The following is a 13961-nucleotide window of genomic DNA, read 5'->3' on the forward strand; positions in this document are numbered from 1 at the left end:
GCGCCTCAAGCTCAAGCGCGCCGGCTGGAACGATACCTTCTTCTTCGAACTCCTAGGCCACATGCGATAGCCCTGCCTCCAGGGGAGGGTAAGACGCCGCGGCGCGCGCGTTGCCAATTAAGACGGTTACAGATCCAGCTCCCACGTCTCGCCGACCAGGTCGGCACCGAAGCTGCGATGCTTCTCTTCCTTCACCAGCTTGAATCCCGCGCTTTGATAAATCCCCCGCGCGGCCACCAAAATGCTCTGCGTCCACAGCGTCATCTTGCTGTAGCCGCGCTCGCGGGCGCCCTGGATGCATTGCTCGACGAGGGCGCGGCCGACGCCGAGGCCCCGTGCTTTCTTCTCAACCTGCAACAGGCGGAGTTTGGCGATCTCGTCCGTGGCCTTGACCAGGAACACCGAGCCGACCGGCTCGCCGCCGGCCTCGGCGATCCAGCAGTGCTCGCGCGCGGCGTCGTAATTCCTGATGAACTGTGCGCAGATCTCGGCGACCAGCGCCTCGTAGCTGATGTCCCAATTGTAGTCCGCGGCGTAGGCGGCAGCCTGGCGGGAGACGACCCAACCCATATCGCCGACGCGATGGCTGCGCAGCATGAAAGAAGCGGGCGAGCTTCGGCGTTGCTCCAGCACGGCCTCGATGGTCGCCATCGCCTGCGTGAGCCGCGTCGCATCGCCGGGCGAAAGCTGAGCCAGCATCGCGGCGACCTCGTTTTGCGAGCTCAGGTTCAGCTTGGCGAAAGCCTGCCGGCCTTTGGCGGTCAGGCTGAGCTGGTACTGCCTGCGGTCCGCGGGCAGCGGCTTTCGCGTGATCAGCCCCTTCTCGTCGAAGCTCTGGACGATGCGGCTGAGATAGCCTGGATCGAGACCGAGCTCGTGTCCGATCTCTTTTGCGGCAAGGTCGTCGCGATGGGCGAGCTCGTAGAGCACCCGCGCCTCGCTGAGCGAGAACGGGCTCTTGCCGAGGTGCTGGTCGAGCACACCGAGCTTGCGGGTGTAGAAGCGGTTGAAGGCGCGAACCGCCGCGACGTGGTCGTCGGCAGCCTGTTCGGCCACGGCGCTTGACGGCGAAGCTTTTGATAGCATGGGATCACCTCGATATTTGCCATTGTCAATTAATTGATTGACGTTGGCAAGTATCTCGGCGCTTCAGCCGACCATCACGATCCGGCTGCGCAGCATGGTCCGGGACGACCGGCCGAGCCGCCGGAGCAGCCGCGCCTCGGAATGCCGGGCGTGAGGCGGATATCCGCCGATCCGCTCGTAATGATCACGCGCGATCAGCAGTCCTTGATCGCCGAGCGGACCGACGAGCCTGCGCGCCACCGCCCAGAGGACGTCGCGCACTGCGGTATTTGCGTAGGGCGAACGGGCATAGCGGAACACCGCCGCACGATCCCGGCCGCTGGTGGCGACGGCCTGGATGAACTGGGTGGTTTCCTCGATCCAGCCGGTTTCCAGCACCGCGCCCGCAGGCAGGAACATCAGCCAGGGCGATCGGGCCTGGCGCGCGCCGGCAGCGAGCGCAGCGCCTTGCGAATGCCCATCGAAGCCGATGAAACGGCAGCCCGCGACGTCGGCAACACGCTCGATGACGCCGTTGCGCGTGCCGTCGACCAGAAGCACTTCCCGGATCACGCCGGCTGCGGCGCCGGGCACCAGCGCGGCCAGGGTTGCGACCGCCGTCTGCTCGACACCTTCGGTCGGAATGATGACGCTCAGCATGATTGAGGCTTCAGTTTCCGCACTTCGGGAGAAGCGTAGCGTTGCGTTGCATGATGTTGTCATAAACCCGTCGCGCTGCCGAGTGCAACTTTCGGAAGGGGCTTCGGCGTGCGATGGTAAACTGCCGCGAGTTCATCGCGGCCAGATGTGCCAGGCGCGGGCTGATAATATTGCCGAATGTTTCGGCACAAGCCGATCCTGACGGTATTATCCCCGATGCTTCGTAGCGACCTTTCGCTGCCCGGGAGAGACCTTGCATGAACGCCGATCATCTCGCCGTTGGCACGGCGCCAAAATCGCCGAAGCAGGAGGCCGCACCGACCTTGCGGATCCGGGCGCTGATGCTGGGCGACCGCATCAATGCTTCCAACTTGGAGATCGGCACGCTGGTGTCCTCGACGCCGGCCGCCTTCCGCGTTCATGCCGGCCTTGCCGTGATCTTTCGCTATGGCGTGGTCGTGCTGATCGGGCTGTTGCCGTCGGAGGAGAAGGTTCTCGTCGACAGCCTGAAATCACGCGTGACCGGAGAGCTCAGCCCGTACGAGGAGGAGATCGCGCAGGCGCAGCTCTGCAACGAGGAAGCGGGCGAGACGATCCAGCCGGGCGGGCCGATCTGCCTCGCCAAGTTCTCCGACGACCGGCTGCTGCTGGTTGCCGATGCGCTCGCAAAGAGCACGTCGCTGGCGCGCGACGAGCGCCGCGTCGCCGCGGTGTTCGACGTCATCGAGCCGTTTGCACGGGAGCTCGCCGAACACGGCCGCACCCCGCGTCGGCGCACGGGCATTCTGCAATTGATCGGCAACGCGCTGCTGGTACAGCAGCGCGTTGCCGGCCGCGTCGCGGTCGCCGAGAAGCCCGACGTGCTCTGGGAGAAGCCCGAGCTCGATCGGCTGTATTCCCGTCTCGAGGACGAGTACGAGCTGAAGGAGCGCCTCGACACGCTCGAGCGCAAGCTCACCGCGGTATCGGAGACCGCCAACGCGCTGACCGACATCATCGACACCCAGCGCTCGCTGCGCCTGGAGATCGCGATCGTGGTGCTGATCGTGATCGAGATCGCGATGGGGACTTTTCAGCTCCTGACCGGCCGCGGTCACTAAAGCACGATGAGTTCAGGTTTGATTGCTACAACGTAAGTGCACACCCTCTCCGCCTGCGGAGAGGGTGTTTCCGCAATGGCATAACCCCCTAGATCAGCGCCGCGCAATGGCGCGCGATCATCATCTCTTCGTTGGTGGGAATAACGAAGACCGCGACGGTGCTGTCGTTGCCGTTGATGCGCTCGCGCGCGGCATCGTTGCTTGCGGCGTCGATGCGCACGCCCATCCAGGCGAGACGCTGGCCGATGGCGCCGCGGATCTCCCTGGCATGTTCGCCGATGCCGCCGGTGAAGATCAGACAATCCAGGCCGCCGAGCGTGGCCGCCATCATCGCGACCTGCTGCGCCGCACGAAAGGTGAAGAGATCGACCGCCTCGCGCGCCGCAGCCTCGCTACTCGCCAGCAGTGTACGCATGTCCGCGGAGATGCCGGAAACGCCAAGCAGGCCTGACTCGTGATAGAGCAGGTGCTGGACCTCCCGGGCCGACATGTTCTCGTACTGTTGCAGATAGAGCAGCACGCCCGGATCGATCGCACCGCAGCGCGTGCCCATGACGAGGCCGTCGAGCGGCGTCAGCCCCATCGTGGTGTCGATGCTGCGGCTATCGCGCAAGGCGCAGAGGCTGGCGCCATTGCCGAGATGCGCGATGACAGTGCGCTTGGCCACGAGCTCCGGCGCGATCTCGGCCAGGCGTCCCGCGACATATTCGAACGAGAGGCCGTGAAAGCCGTAGCGCCTGACGCCACGCGCCTCGAATCGCCTGGGAATGGCGAAGCGGCTCGCGGGCGGCGCGAGGCCGTGGTGGAAGGCGGTGTCGAAACACGCGATCTGCGTCAGCTCGGGCCGGATCGCCGCCAGCGTTCGCACCGGCGCGAGGCAGCGCGGCTGGTGCAGCGGCGCCAGCGGCGTCAAGGCCTCCAGTTTCGCAATGATGTCGTCCATCAGGACCACCGGGCCTGAATAATCCGCCCCGCCGTGCACGATGCGATGGCCGACGGCCCGCAGGCTGCGTCCACCGAACCGGTCCTCGATGAAGGCGAGCACGTCCGCGAACAGATGGTCGCCGGCTGCCTGCGGCGCCTGCTTGCTTGTCTCGAACAGGTCTTCGCCTGCAGGGCCTTTCACCACCAGCCGGGGTTTGGCCTCGTGCTCGTCCAGCAGGCCCTTGCAGAGCAGGGCGGGCTCGGCCGCCGCGACATCGAACAGGCCGAACTTGATGCTCGACGATCCCGCGTTGAGGACGAGGACCGTGTCCGGCATCGCTAGTCGCCGGCCTCGGCCGGCGTGTTGCCGCCGGCGCTGTTCTGCCAGACCCAGTCACGAATCTCAGGCATGTCCTCACCATGCTCACGGACATAGCGGGAGTGTTCGATCAGTCTGTCGCGGAATTGCTGCTTCACCTGCGCAGCCTTGGTCGCCAGTCCCGGCACGCGTTCGATCGCCTCGATCGCAAGGTGATAGCGGTCGAGTTCGTTGAGCACGACCATGTCGAAGGGCGTCGTCGTGGTGCCCTCCTCGGCAAAGCCGCGCACATGCATTCCGGCATGGTTGGTGCGGCTATAGGTCAGCCGGTGAATGAGATAGGGATAGCCGTGATAGGCAAAGATCACAGGCTTGTCGCGCGTGAACAGGCTGTCGAAGTCGCGGTCGGACAGGCCGTGCGGATGCTGCTCCCTCGGCTGCAGCGTCATGAGGTCGACGACGTTGACGACGCGGATCTTCAAGTCCGGCAGCGTCTTGCGCAGGAGGTCGACGGCAGCGAGCGTCTCCAGCGTCGGCACGTCGCCGGCGCAGGCCATCACCACGTCGGGCTCGCCCTTTCCATCCTCCGTTCCCGCCCAGGTCCAGATGCCGATGCCGGCATCGCAATGCGTCGCCGCGTCCTGCATCGACAGCCATTGCGGCGCCGGCTGCTTGCCGGCGACGATCACGTTGATGCGGTTATAGGTGCGCAGGCAGTGGTCGGCGATCCACAGCAGCGTGTTGGCGTCCGGCGGGAAGTAGATGCGGACGATGTCGGCCTTCTTGTTGGCGACGAGATCGACGAAACCGGGGTCCTGATGGCTGAAGCCGTTATGGTCCTGGCGCCAGACATGCGAGGTCAGCAGATAATTGAGCGAGGCGATCGGACGTCGCCACGGCAGCTCCCGCGTCACCTTCAGCCATTTGGCGTGCTGGTTGAACATGGAATCCACGATGTGGGTGAAGGCCTCGTAGCAGGAGAAGAAGCCGTGCCGTCCCGTGAGCAGGTAGCCCTCCAGCCAGCCCTGGCAGAGATGCTCGCTCAGCACCTCCATCACGCGGCCGTCCTGGGCGAGGTGCACGTCGTAAGGTTCGGTCGGCTCCATCCAGACGCGTTCGGTGACCTCGAACACGGCGTCGAGCCGGTTCGATGCCGTCTCGTCCGGGCCCATGATGCGGAAATTGCGCGCCTTCGCATTCAGGCGAATGACGTCGCGCAGGAATTTGCCGAGCTCGCGCGTGGCTTCCGCCACGACCTCGCCGGGCTGCGGCACCTCGATCGCGAAGCTGCGGAAGTCGGGCAGCTTCAGCTCCTTCTTCAGCACGCCGCCATTGGCATGCGGATTGGCGCCCATGCGCCTGACGCCGTCGGGCGCGAGCGCCTGAAGCTCGGCAACGAGGGCGCCGTTGCCATCGAACAGCTTTTCCGGCTCGTAGCTGCGCATCCAGTCTTCGAGCACCTTGAGATGCGCCGGGTTCTCGCGGCAGCCTGCGACTGGCACCTGATGCGCGCGCCAAAAACCCTCGACCTTCTTGCCGTCGACCTCCTTCGGGCCGGTCCAGCCCTTCGGGCTGCGCAGCACGATCATCGGCCAGCGCGGCCGCTCGACGCTTGTGCGACCGTCGCGGGCATGTTGCTGGATCGAGCGGATGCTGGCGAATGCGACGTCCAGCGCATCGGCCATGGCCTGGTGCATCAATTTGGGATCGTCGCCCGTGACGAACAGCGGCTCGTGGCCGAACCCGCGGAAGAGGTCCCGGATCTCGGCGTCCTGCATCCGTCCGAGCACGGTGGGGCCCGCGATCTTGTAGCCGTTGAGATGCAGGATCGGCAGCACCGCGCCGTCATGGGCGGGGTTCAGGAACTTGTTGGAGTGCCAGGACGCAGCGAGCGGCCCGGTCTCGGCCTCGCCGTCGCCGACCACGCAGGCGACGATCAAATCCGGGTTGTCGAATGCGGCGCCATAGGCGTGCACCAGCGCATAGCCGAGCTCGCCGCCTTCGTGGATGGAGCCCGGCGTTTCCGGCGCGGCGTGGCTCGGGATGCCGCCGGGGAAGGAGAACTGCCGAAACAGCTTGCGCAATCCGTCCGTGTCGCGCGCAATATCGGGATAGATCTCGCTGTAGCTGCCTTCGAGATAAGTGTTGGCGACCATGCCCGGACCGCCATGGCCGGGACCGCAGACATAAATCACGTTGACATCGAGCGCCCGGATGACGCGGTTGAGATGGGCGTAGATGAAGTTCAGGCCCGGCGTCGTGCCCCAATGACCCAGCAGACGCGGCTTGATGTGCTCGGGCCGCAGCTTCTCGCGCAGCAGCGGATTGTCGAGCAGGTAGATCTGCCCGACCGAGAGGTAGTTGGCGGCGCGCCAATAGCGATCGAGCAGATCGAGGTCGCTGCTCGCTTCGGCCGTTTTTTGGTGGATTGTCATGTTCCTGCCGACCTTCACTTCGCGATCGTCACCAACCCGGTTCCGGGGCGATCGATCCGCCCGCCATGAAACGGGATGGTCGTGACGGCCGTGTTGCGTGAGGTCAAAGGCGGGCGCGCGAAGTTTGGGCAGCTCTACTGTGCATGGGGTTGTTTTCCCGCTTTTGGTTTGTGTTCTTGATTTGTTCCTATGACCTGCTATCTTGGATGCATGAGTCCAGCATCCTCTCATGCTCTCAAGCACCCGCCGGTCACGGCGCCCTCCGAGCCGGCGGGTGCGCCTTCAGATTTCCCCGAGCTTGGCGTCGCCATCGACCGCGCGCGAAGGCGAGGGCGGGGCGCACAATCCAATGCCAGCGGCCGCTACGAGGCAGAAGCGCGCGTCGCTTTCGATGACGGCTGGCAGAGCCTGGACGAGCTGCCGCCGTTCAAGACGACGGTGGCGGTCGACACCTCACGCAAGGTGATCACCCGCAACGATTCCCCCGACATCGGTTTCGACCGCTCGATCAATCCGTATCGCGGCTGCGAGCACGGCTGCGTCTATTGCTTCGCGCGGCCGACCCATGCCTATCTCGGCCTGTCGCCGGGGCTCGACTTCGAGTCAAAACTGTTCGTGAAGCCCGAGGCGCCTTCGCTGCTCGAGAAGGAGCTTGCGGCTCCCGGCTACGAGCCGCGAATGATCGCAATCGGCACCAACACCGATCCCTACCAGCCGATCGAGCGCGAGCGCAAAATCATGCGCGGCATTTTGGAAGTGCTGGAGCGCACCTCGCATCCCGTCGGCATCGTCACCAAATCGGCGCTGGTGCTGCGCGACATCGACATTCTCCAGCGGATGGCCAAGCGCAACCTCGCCAAGGTCGCGATCTCGGTCACCTCGCTCGATCCGAAGCTGGCGCGCACCATGGAGCCGCGGGCCTCGACGCCGCCGAAGCGGCTGGAGGCGCTGAAGCAGCTCTCGGAGGCCGGCATTCCCACCACGGTGATGGTCGCGCCCGTGATCCCCGCGCTGAACGATTCCGAGATCGAGCGCATCCTCGACGCCGCCGCCCATGCCGGCGTCAAGGAAGCCGCCTATGTGCTGTTGCGGCTGCCGCTGGAGGTGCGCGATCTCTTCCGCGAATGGCTGATGGCGAACTATCCGGACCGCTATCGCCACGTCTTTACCCTGATCCGCGACATGCGCGGCGGGCGCGATTACGACGCCAAATGGGGCGAGCGGATGAAGGGCACCGGACCGATGGCCTGGACCATCGGCCGCCGTTTCGAGATCGCCTGCGAGCGGCTCGGCCTCAACAAGCGGCGCTCAAAGCTGACCATTGATCACTTTGCGCGGCCGAAGCGGAACGGCGATCAGCTCAGCCTGTTTTGAGCGGACACGTGCAAGAGGTGTCGCATGCTTAAGGAACTCGCCGTGCCGGTGCCGCGGCTGACCGTCATCACGCTCGGTGTGAACGACATCCGCGCCAGCATCGCCTTCTACGAAGCGCTCGGTTTCTCGCGCCGGCTGAAGGAGACCGGCGAGGCGGTTGCGTTCTACGACACCGGCGGTCCGGTGCTCGCGCTTTATCACTGGGATCGGCTCGCCGCGGACGCGTCCTTGGAGGACCAGCCGAGGCCCACGACCTTTCGCGGCATGACGCTCGCCTGGAATTGCGCGACCCGCGAGGAGGTCGACGAGGTGCTGGCCTTCGCCGTGGAGAAGGGGGCCACCTTGCTCAAGGCGGCGCACGCGACCGATTACGGCGGCTATTGCGGCTATTTTGCCGATCCCGATGCACATGTCTGGGAAGTCGTGGTCGCGCCCGGTATCAAGGTGGGCGAGGACCGGCGGGTGCATCTGGCGGAGTAGGGCGGGCGGCCTGAATAACGGGAATATCCTGGGTTCCCGGTTGCGTCGGCGAAGCTGCGTGCGCACGATCCCAGCCATGATTCGGGACCCCTCCGCCAAGACCCCAGCCAAAGCCGCGCCAAAGAAGAAGGCCGCGCAGAAGGCTGTGCCCGCCAAGGCGGCAAAGATCTCTGCGGCCGATGCGGCGAAGGTTCCTGCGGGCAAGAAGGGCATCATCGCCGTTGCTCCCCCGAGCTTCCGCCGCGAGCGCGCGCTGATCAAGCGCGGCGTCTGGCCGGTCGCGGGCTGCGACGAGGCGGGCCGCGGCCCGCTCGCAGGTCCCGTGGTGGCCGCCGCGGTGATTCTCGATCCCGACCGGATTCCCCGCGGCATCGACGATTCCAAGCGCCTGACCGCCGAGGAGCGCGAAAAGCTGTTCGACAAGATCTGCGCCACCGCGCAGGTCTCGGTCGCCGTCGCCTCGCCGGCGCGAATCGACCGCGACAACATCCTGCGCGCCTCGCTGTGGGCGTTGAAGCGCGCCGTGGTGGCCCTTCCAGAGGCGCCCAGGCACGTCTTCGTCGACGGCCGCGACCGGCTCGACACCGCATGCGACTGCGAGGCGGTGATCGGCGGCGACGGTATCGTGCTGTCGATCGCCGCGGCCTCCATCGTCGCCAAGGTCACCCGGGACCGGCTGATGTGCGCGCTGGCGCAGGACTGCCCGGGCTACGGCTTCGAGCAGCACAAGGGCTATGCCGTGCCAGAGCATCTCGACGCGCTCGATCGCCTCGGCCCCTCCATCCACCACCGCAGCTTCTTCGCCCCCGTCGCCGCCGCCCGCGCCAAGCACATGCCCTGGACCGTCGAGCCGGTGCAGGACCTGTTCTCGGTGACCGAGGTCGAGGTGCAGGTGGAGGCGAGCGTCGAGATCGACGCTTCCGCCGGCCTCTAGGATTTCTCTTTCGGCAGCGCCCCTTCGCCTCTCCCCGCCTGCGGGGAGAGGCCGGAATGCATCGCAGATGCATTCCGGGTGAGGGGGACTCTCCGCGAGTCCAACTGTTGCCGTGCTCGCGGATGCAGCCCCTCACCCCGGCCCTCTCCCCGTAAGAACGGGGAGAGGGAGCAGACCGAAGTTGCCACGACGCACAGCGCCCTTTATCAAAACAGACGCGAGCAAATGGGGCCGGCTGGACGGGTTGGCTGCACCTTCGGACGTTGCATGCGGTTTACCTCCCTGGTCATCGAGCTCATTCGCGCCCGGCCGCGGCTGATCGTTTGGATTGCGGTGCTGCTGCAGGCCGCGATGTGGCTGTTAGTGGCGCTGGTGTTCTACCGCAGCCCGCCCGGCACTCTCGCGACCCTTCTGGCCTTCGGCAGGGAATACCAGGTCGGCACCGATCTCGGCCCGCCGCTTGCGGTCTGGCTTGCCGACATCGCCTATCGCGCCGCCGGCGGCCACATGCTCGGCGTCTATGTGCTCGCCCAGCTCTGCGAGATCGCGACCTTCATCGCGCTCTATCATCTCTCCCGTGCCGTGGTCGGCTCGCAGCAGGCCGTGCTTGCCGTGCTGCTCACCATGACGGTGCTGGCCTTCTCCTCGTCCGCGCTGGACTTCGGTCCGCTGATCCTGGCGCGGCCGCTCTGGGCGCTGTTACTGCTGCACTCCTGGCAGATCATTGGCCAGCGCCGCGGCAATGCCTGGTTCGCCTGGTCGATCGAAGCCGGCCTCCTGCTGCTGACGACCCCCGCCGCGATCTACCTGCTGCTGCTGATCGTCGTCTTCGCGGTTTCGACCGCCGGCGGCCGCCGGACGCTGCGCGGACTCGATCCGCTGTTCGCGCTGATCGTCGTCGCCGTGCTGGCGCTGCCCTATGCGGTCTTTCTGATGCGTGCCGAGACGCTAACACTGCCGGCCTTGCCGCCAGTCGCCGAGCTCAAAGACCGTGCGCTACATGCGGTCTGGCTGCTCGGCGGGCTCGCGCTCGGGGCGGCTGCGATCCCGGCGCTGACCTTGCTCAACACCGGAATGTTCGCCGGCAAGGGCGAGGAGCCACCGATCATCTACCGCCCGCCGGTCGAGCCGCTCGCGCGCAACTTCGTCTATTTCTTCGCGTTCGCTCTGCCGCTCGGCGCGGTGCTGATCTCCGGTCTGCTCGGGCTCGAATCCGTCGTCGGCGGCCCCGGTGTCGTGCTGATCATGTCGGGGCTTGCCGTGGTCGTCGCGGCCGGCGATCTCATCGCGATGCGCCGCGCGCGCATGCTGCGCGTGGTCTGGGCCGCCGCCGTCGCCGCGCCCGCCGCCGGCGTGGTGCTCGCCGTCCTGTTCCTGCCTTGGACGGGCACTAGCGAAATTGCGACCTCGATGCCGGCGCGCGCGATCTCGGACTTCTTCGACGAGAGCTTCGCCCGCCGCACCAACCATCGCCTGCGCGCCGTCGCCGGCGAGACCCAGCTCGCCAGCCTGATCGCGCTTCATTCCGGCCGGCCGCACCTGTTCATCGACGCCGCCCCCGCGCGGACGCCGTGGATGAGCCAGACCAAGTTCAGCGAGACCGGCGGCGTCGTGGTCTGGCGCGCCTCCGATACCGCCGGCACGCCGCCGCCCGAGATCGTCAAGCGCTTTCCCGGCATCGTGCCGGAAGTGCCGCGCGCCTTTGAATGGCTGGTGACCGGCCGGCAGCAGCTGTTGCGAATCGGCTGGGCCATCGTGCGGCCGAAGGGGACGTAGGTCTCGTGCCCCGGACGCGGCGCAGCGCCTCTTCGGCGGTGCGCCGCAGAGCCGGGGCCCATCTCGCCGCATCGTACTATCTTGCGTTTCTGGGTCCCGGCTCTGCGGAGCGTCACTGGGTGCCGCACCGCGTCCGGGACACGAGAGCTCGCTAACCCGCCAGCACCTTCGCGATCGCCCGCAGATCCTGCCAGGCCAGCCGCTTGTAGGCCGGCGAGCGTAAGAGGTAGGCCGGGTGAAACGTCGGCAGCGCGCGGATCACCCGCTGGCCGGTGTCGTAGTCGAACCAGCGCCCACGCGTGCGCATGATGCCTTCGCGCGTCGACAGCAGCGTCTGTGTCGAAGGATTGCCAAGCGTCACCAGCACGTCGGGGTTCACCAACTCGATCTGGCGCTGGATGAAGGGCAGGCAGATTTGCGTCTCCTGCGGCGTCGGCGTGCGGTTGCCGGGCGGCCGCCAGGGAATGACGTTGGCGATGTAGGCGGTGGTGCGGTTGAGGCCGATGGCTCCGATCATCAGATCGAGCAGCTTGCCGCTGCGCCCGACGAAAGGCAGTCCCTCGATGTCCTCGTCGCGGCCCGGCGCCTCGCCGACGAACATGATGCGCGCCTGCGGGTTGCCGTCGGCAAACACCAGCCGCGTAGCGGTGTGCTTCAACGCGCAGCCCTCGAAATTCTGCATCAGCTCGCGCAGCGCCTCCAGGGTCGGCGCGGTGCGTGCGGCTTCGCGTGCCGAGGCGATGGCGACGTCCGGTGCAGGCGCGGCTTCGCCGCGCATGACCGCGGGCGCGGCGACCGGCCGCGGCGCTTCGGCTGGCGGGGCCGCGCGCGGGCTGGGTGGCGGCGCATCGATTTCCGCGAGGCGGTCTATCGGTTCCTCCGCAAGCGCGCAGTCGACACCGGCCTCCAGATAGAAGGCGAGCAGCTCTCGGACGGTGGGTGCGGGTTCGGGGATCATGGGAAAGTCTGACTTTTATATCACCTTGGACGGCCTTGCATCCCGGCGGAACGCGATTCCGAGGTTGTCCTACCCGGAAAAATCGGAAACAAGAGGGCGCAAACGACCAAGGACCGTCTCAAGGGCTGAGATCAAATGAGCACCGAAGAACTTCCCCCGCGCGAATCCATGGAATTCGACGTCGTCATCGTCGGCGCCGGCCCGTCGGGTCTGTCGGCCGCGATCCGGCTCAAGCAGCTCAACGCCGAGCTCAACGTCGTTGTGGTGGAGAAGGGCTCCGAGGTTGGTGCGCACATCCTCTCGGGCGCCGTGATCGATCCCGCGGGCCTCGACAAGCTGATCCCGGACTGGCGCGAGGATGCCGACTGCCCGCTGAAGACGCAGGTCAAGGACGACCGCTTCTACTGGATGACCGGCGGCGGCGCGATCAAGCTGCCGAATTTCATGATGCCGCCGCTGATGGACAATCATCACTGCTACATCGGCTCGCTCGGCAATGTCTGCCGCTGGCTGGCGCGCAAGGCCGAGGCGCTTGGCGTCGAGATCTATCCGGGCTTTGCGGCGGCCGAGGTGCTCTATGACGAGGAGGGTAAGGTCAAGGGCATTGCCACCGGCGACATGGGCATCGGCCGCGACGGCAAGCCGAAGGATTCCTTCACGCGCGGCATGGAATTGCTCGGCAAGTACACGCTGTTCGCCGAAGGCGCCCGAGGCAGCCTGACCAAGCAGCTCATCAACAAGTTCGCGCTCGACGCCAAGAGCGAGCCGCCGAAGTTCGGCATCGGCCTCAAGGAGGTCTGGCAGATCGATCCCGCCAAGCACCAGAAGGGCTTGATCCAGCATTCATTCGGCTGGCCGCTTGACCTCAAGACCGGTGGCGGCTCGTTCCTTTATCACTACGACGACAATCTCGTCGCCGTCGGCTTTGTCGTGCATCTCAACTACGACGATCCCTATCTGTCCCCGTTCGACGAATTCCAGCGCTTCAAGACCCATCCCTCGATCCGCGGCACCTTCGAAGGCGCCAAGCGGCTCGCCTACGGCGCGCGCGCGATCACCGAGGGCGGCTATCAGTCGGTGCCGAAGCTGAGCTTCCCCGGCGGCGCGCTGATCGGCTGCGCGGCCGGCTTCGTCAACGTGCCGCGCATCAAGGGCGTGCACAATGCGATGGGCACCGGCATGCTGGCTGCCGAACATGTTGCGGCCGCGCTCGCCGCCGACCGCGCCAATGACGAGCTCGTCGAATACGAGAACGCCTGGCGCTCCTCATCGGTCGGTAAGGACCTATTCCTGGTCCGCAACGTCAAGCCATTGTGGTCGAAGTTCGGCACCGTGCTCGGCGTCGCGCTGGGCGGCTTCGACATGTGGTGCAATACGCTGTTCGGCGCCTCACTGTTTGGCACGCAGTCGCACGTCAAGCCCGACCGCGCCACGCTCGATTCGGCCAAGAGCCACGCGCCCAGGAACTACCCGAAGCCCGACGGCAAGATCACGTTCGACAAGCTGTCCTCGGTGTTTTTGTCCAACACCAATCACGAGGAGGACCAGCCGATCCATCTGAAGGTCACCGACATGAACCTCCAGAAGAGCTCCGAGCACGACGTCTATGCCGGCCCCTCGAACCGCTATTGCCCGGCTGGCGTCTATGAATGGATCGAGGAGGGCTCCGGCCCGCGCTTCCAGATCAACGCCCAGAACTGCGTCCACTGCAAGACCTGCGACGTGAAGGATCCCAACGGCAACATCACCTGGGTTCCCCCGGAGGGCGGCGGCGGCCCGAACTACGAGGCGATGTGAGGGGCGCATAGCACGGGTGACCAGACGCACGTTCCCGTGAGGACGAGGCTGCGGCGACCCGCCGCGGCCACGATAAGGCCATAGTGGCGGCGTCTTGGGGCCCTGGCGCGGTTTCAATGGGCCGGTTTGGGCGTGCGGA

Annotated in this window: 11 protein-coding genes; 6 read left to right on the top strand and 5 right to left on the bottom strand. The window is 66.1% G+C overall.

Annotated elements, in window-relative coordinates; genetic code table 11:
• Window positions 1–126: 126 nt before the first annotated feature.
• Window positions 127–1086 (bottom strand): bifunctional helix-turn-helix transcriptional regulator/GNAT family N-acetyltransferase, encoded by a 960-nt coding sequence (locus ACM43_RS13020; RefSeq protein WP_157284786.1) that lies wholly within the window; start codon window positions 1084–1086, stop codon window positions 127–129.
• A 63-nt stretch (window positions 1087–1149) separates the two neighbouring features.
• Window positions 1150–1725, bottom strand: coding sequence for a glycosyl transferase (locus tag ACM43_RS13025; protein WP_271540434.1), 576 nt, complete (start codon window positions 1723–1725; stop codon window positions 1150–1152).
• Between the two features lie 257 nt (window positions 1726–1982).
• Between ACM43_RS13025 and ACM43_RS13030 the strand changes: the two genes are divergently transcribed.
• Window positions 1983–2825 (top strand): RMD1 family protein, encoded by an 843-nt coding sequence (locus ACM43_RS13030; RefSeq protein WP_157284784.1) that lies wholly within the window; start codon window positions 1983–1985, stop codon window positions 2823–2825.
• Between the two features lie 88 nt (window positions 2826–2913).
• Here the strand turns inward: ACM43_RS13030 and ACM43_RS13035 are convergent, their stop codons facing one another.
• Entirely contained in the window at window positions 2914–4086 is a 1173-nt protein-coding gene (locus ACM43_RS13035) for an acetate/propionate family kinase (protein WP_271540437.1), read from the bottom strand.
• A gap of 2 nt (window positions 4087–4088) precedes the next feature.
• Window positions 4089–6503 carry a phosphoketolase family protein gene (locus tag ACM43_RS13040; RefSeq protein ID WP_271540439.1) on the bottom strand — a complete coding sequence of 805 codons (2415 nt, stop codon included), beginning with the start codon at window positions 6501–6503 and terminating at the stop codon, window positions 4089–4091.
• Between the two features lie 210 nt (window positions 6504–6713).
• Here ACM43_RS13040 and ACM43_RS13045 point away from each other — a divergent pair, with 210 nt between their 5' ends.
• From ACM43_RS13045 to ACM43_RS13060, 4 genes are all read left to right on the top strand, one after another.
• Window positions 6714–7877 carry a PA0069 family radical SAM protein gene (locus ACM43_RS13045; protein ID WP_157284781.1) on the top strand — a complete coding sequence of 388 codons (1164 nt, stop codon included), beginning with the start codon at window positions 6714–6716 and terminating at the stop codon, window positions 7875–7877.
• Between the two features lie 24 nt (window positions 7878–7901).
• A complete protein-coding gene (locus ACM43_RS13050) occupies window positions 7902–8357 on the top strand; it encodes a VOC family protein (protein ID WP_271540442.1) in 456 nt (151 codons plus the stop codon).
• A 76-nt stretch (window positions 8358–8433) separates the two neighbouring features.
• Window positions 8434–9291, top strand: a complete 858-nt coding sequence (locus ACM43_RS13055; RefSeq protein WP_271540444.1) for a ribonuclease HII — start codon at window positions 8434–8436, stop codon at window positions 9289–9291.
• Window positions 9292–9558: 267 nt separating this feature from the next.
• Entirely contained in the window at window positions 9559–11067 is a 1509-nt protein-coding gene (locus ACM43_RS13060; protein WP_271540446.1) for a glycosyltransferase family 39 protein, read from the top strand.
• 151 nt (window positions 11068–11218) lie between these two features.
• On the opposite strand, the gene ACM43_RS13065 is transcribed toward ACM43_RS13060, so the two are convergent.
• Window positions 11219–12025 carry a uracil-DNA glycosylase gene (locus ACM43_RS13065; protein WP_271540449.1) on the bottom strand — a complete coding sequence of 269 codons (807 nt, stop codon included), beginning with the start codon at window positions 12023–12025 and terminating at the stop codon, window positions 11219–11221.
• A 135-nt stretch (window positions 12026–12160) separates the two neighbouring features.
• On the opposite strand from ACM43_RS13065, the gene ACM43_RS13070 reads away from it, so the two are divergent.
• On the top strand, window positions 12161–13822 hold the full coding sequence (locus ACM43_RS13070) for an electron transfer flavoprotein-ubiquinone oxidoreductase (RefSeq protein ID WP_157284777.1): 1662 nt from the start codon (window positions 12161–12163) through the stop codon (window positions 13820–13822).
• Window positions 13823–13961: the final 139 nt, after the last annotated feature.

It is taken from the genome of Bradyrhizobium sp. CCBAU 45321, assembly GCF_028128975.1.
GTDB classification, from domain to species: Bacteria; Pseudomonadota; Alphaproteobacteria; order Rhizobiales; family Xanthobacteraceae; genus Bradyrhizobium; species Bradyrhizobium yuanmingense.

Excerpts from the sequence above, each read along its gene's own strand:
- ACM43_RS13035 (WP_271540437.1), bottom strand. The coding sequence starts at position 4,086 with ATGCCGGACACGGTCCTCGTCCTCAACGCGGGATCGTCGAGCATCAAG.
- ACM43_RS13040 (WP_271540439.1), bottom strand. The coding sequence starts at position 6,503 with ATGACAATCCACCAAAAAACGGCCGAAGCGAGCAGCGACCTCGATCTG.
- ACM43_RS13060 (WP_271540446.1), top strand. The coding sequence starts at position 9,559 with ATGCGGTTTACCTCCCTGGTCATCGAGCTCATTCGCGCCCGGCCGCGG.
- ACM43_RS13070 (WP_157284777.1), top strand. The coding sequence starts at position 12,161 with ATGAGCACCGAAGAACTTCCCCCGCGCGAATCCATGGAATTCGACGTC.
- ACM43_RS13050 (WP_271540442.1), top strand. The coding sequence starts at position 7,902 with ATGCTTAAGGAACTCGCCGTGCCGGTGCCGCGGCTGACCGTCATCACG.
- ACM43_RS13065 (WP_271540449.1), bottom strand. The coding sequence starts at position 12,025 with ATGATCCCCGAACCCGCACCCACCGTCCGAGAGCTGCTCGCCTTCTAT.
- ACM43_RS13030 (WP_157284784.1), top strand. The coding sequence starts at position 1,983 with ATGAACGCCGATCATCTCGCCGTTGGCACGGCGCCAAAATCGCCGAAG.
- ACM43_RS13055 (WP_271540444.1), top strand. The coding sequence starts at position 8,434 with ATGATTCGGGACCCCTCCGCCAAGACCCCAGCCAAAGCCGCGCCAAAG.
- ACM43_RS13045 (WP_157284781.1), top strand. The coding sequence starts at position 6,714 with ATGAGTCCAGCATCCTCTCATGCTCTCAAGCACCCGCCGGTCACGGCG.
- ACM43_RS13020 (WP_157284786.1), bottom strand. The coding sequence starts at position 1,086 with ATGCTATCAAAAGCTTCGCCGTCAAGCGCCGTGGCCGAACAGGCTGCC.
- ACM43_RS13025 (WP_271540434.1), bottom strand. The coding sequence starts at position 1,725 with ATGCTGAGCGTCATCATTCCGACCGAAGGTGTCGAGCAGACGGCGGTC.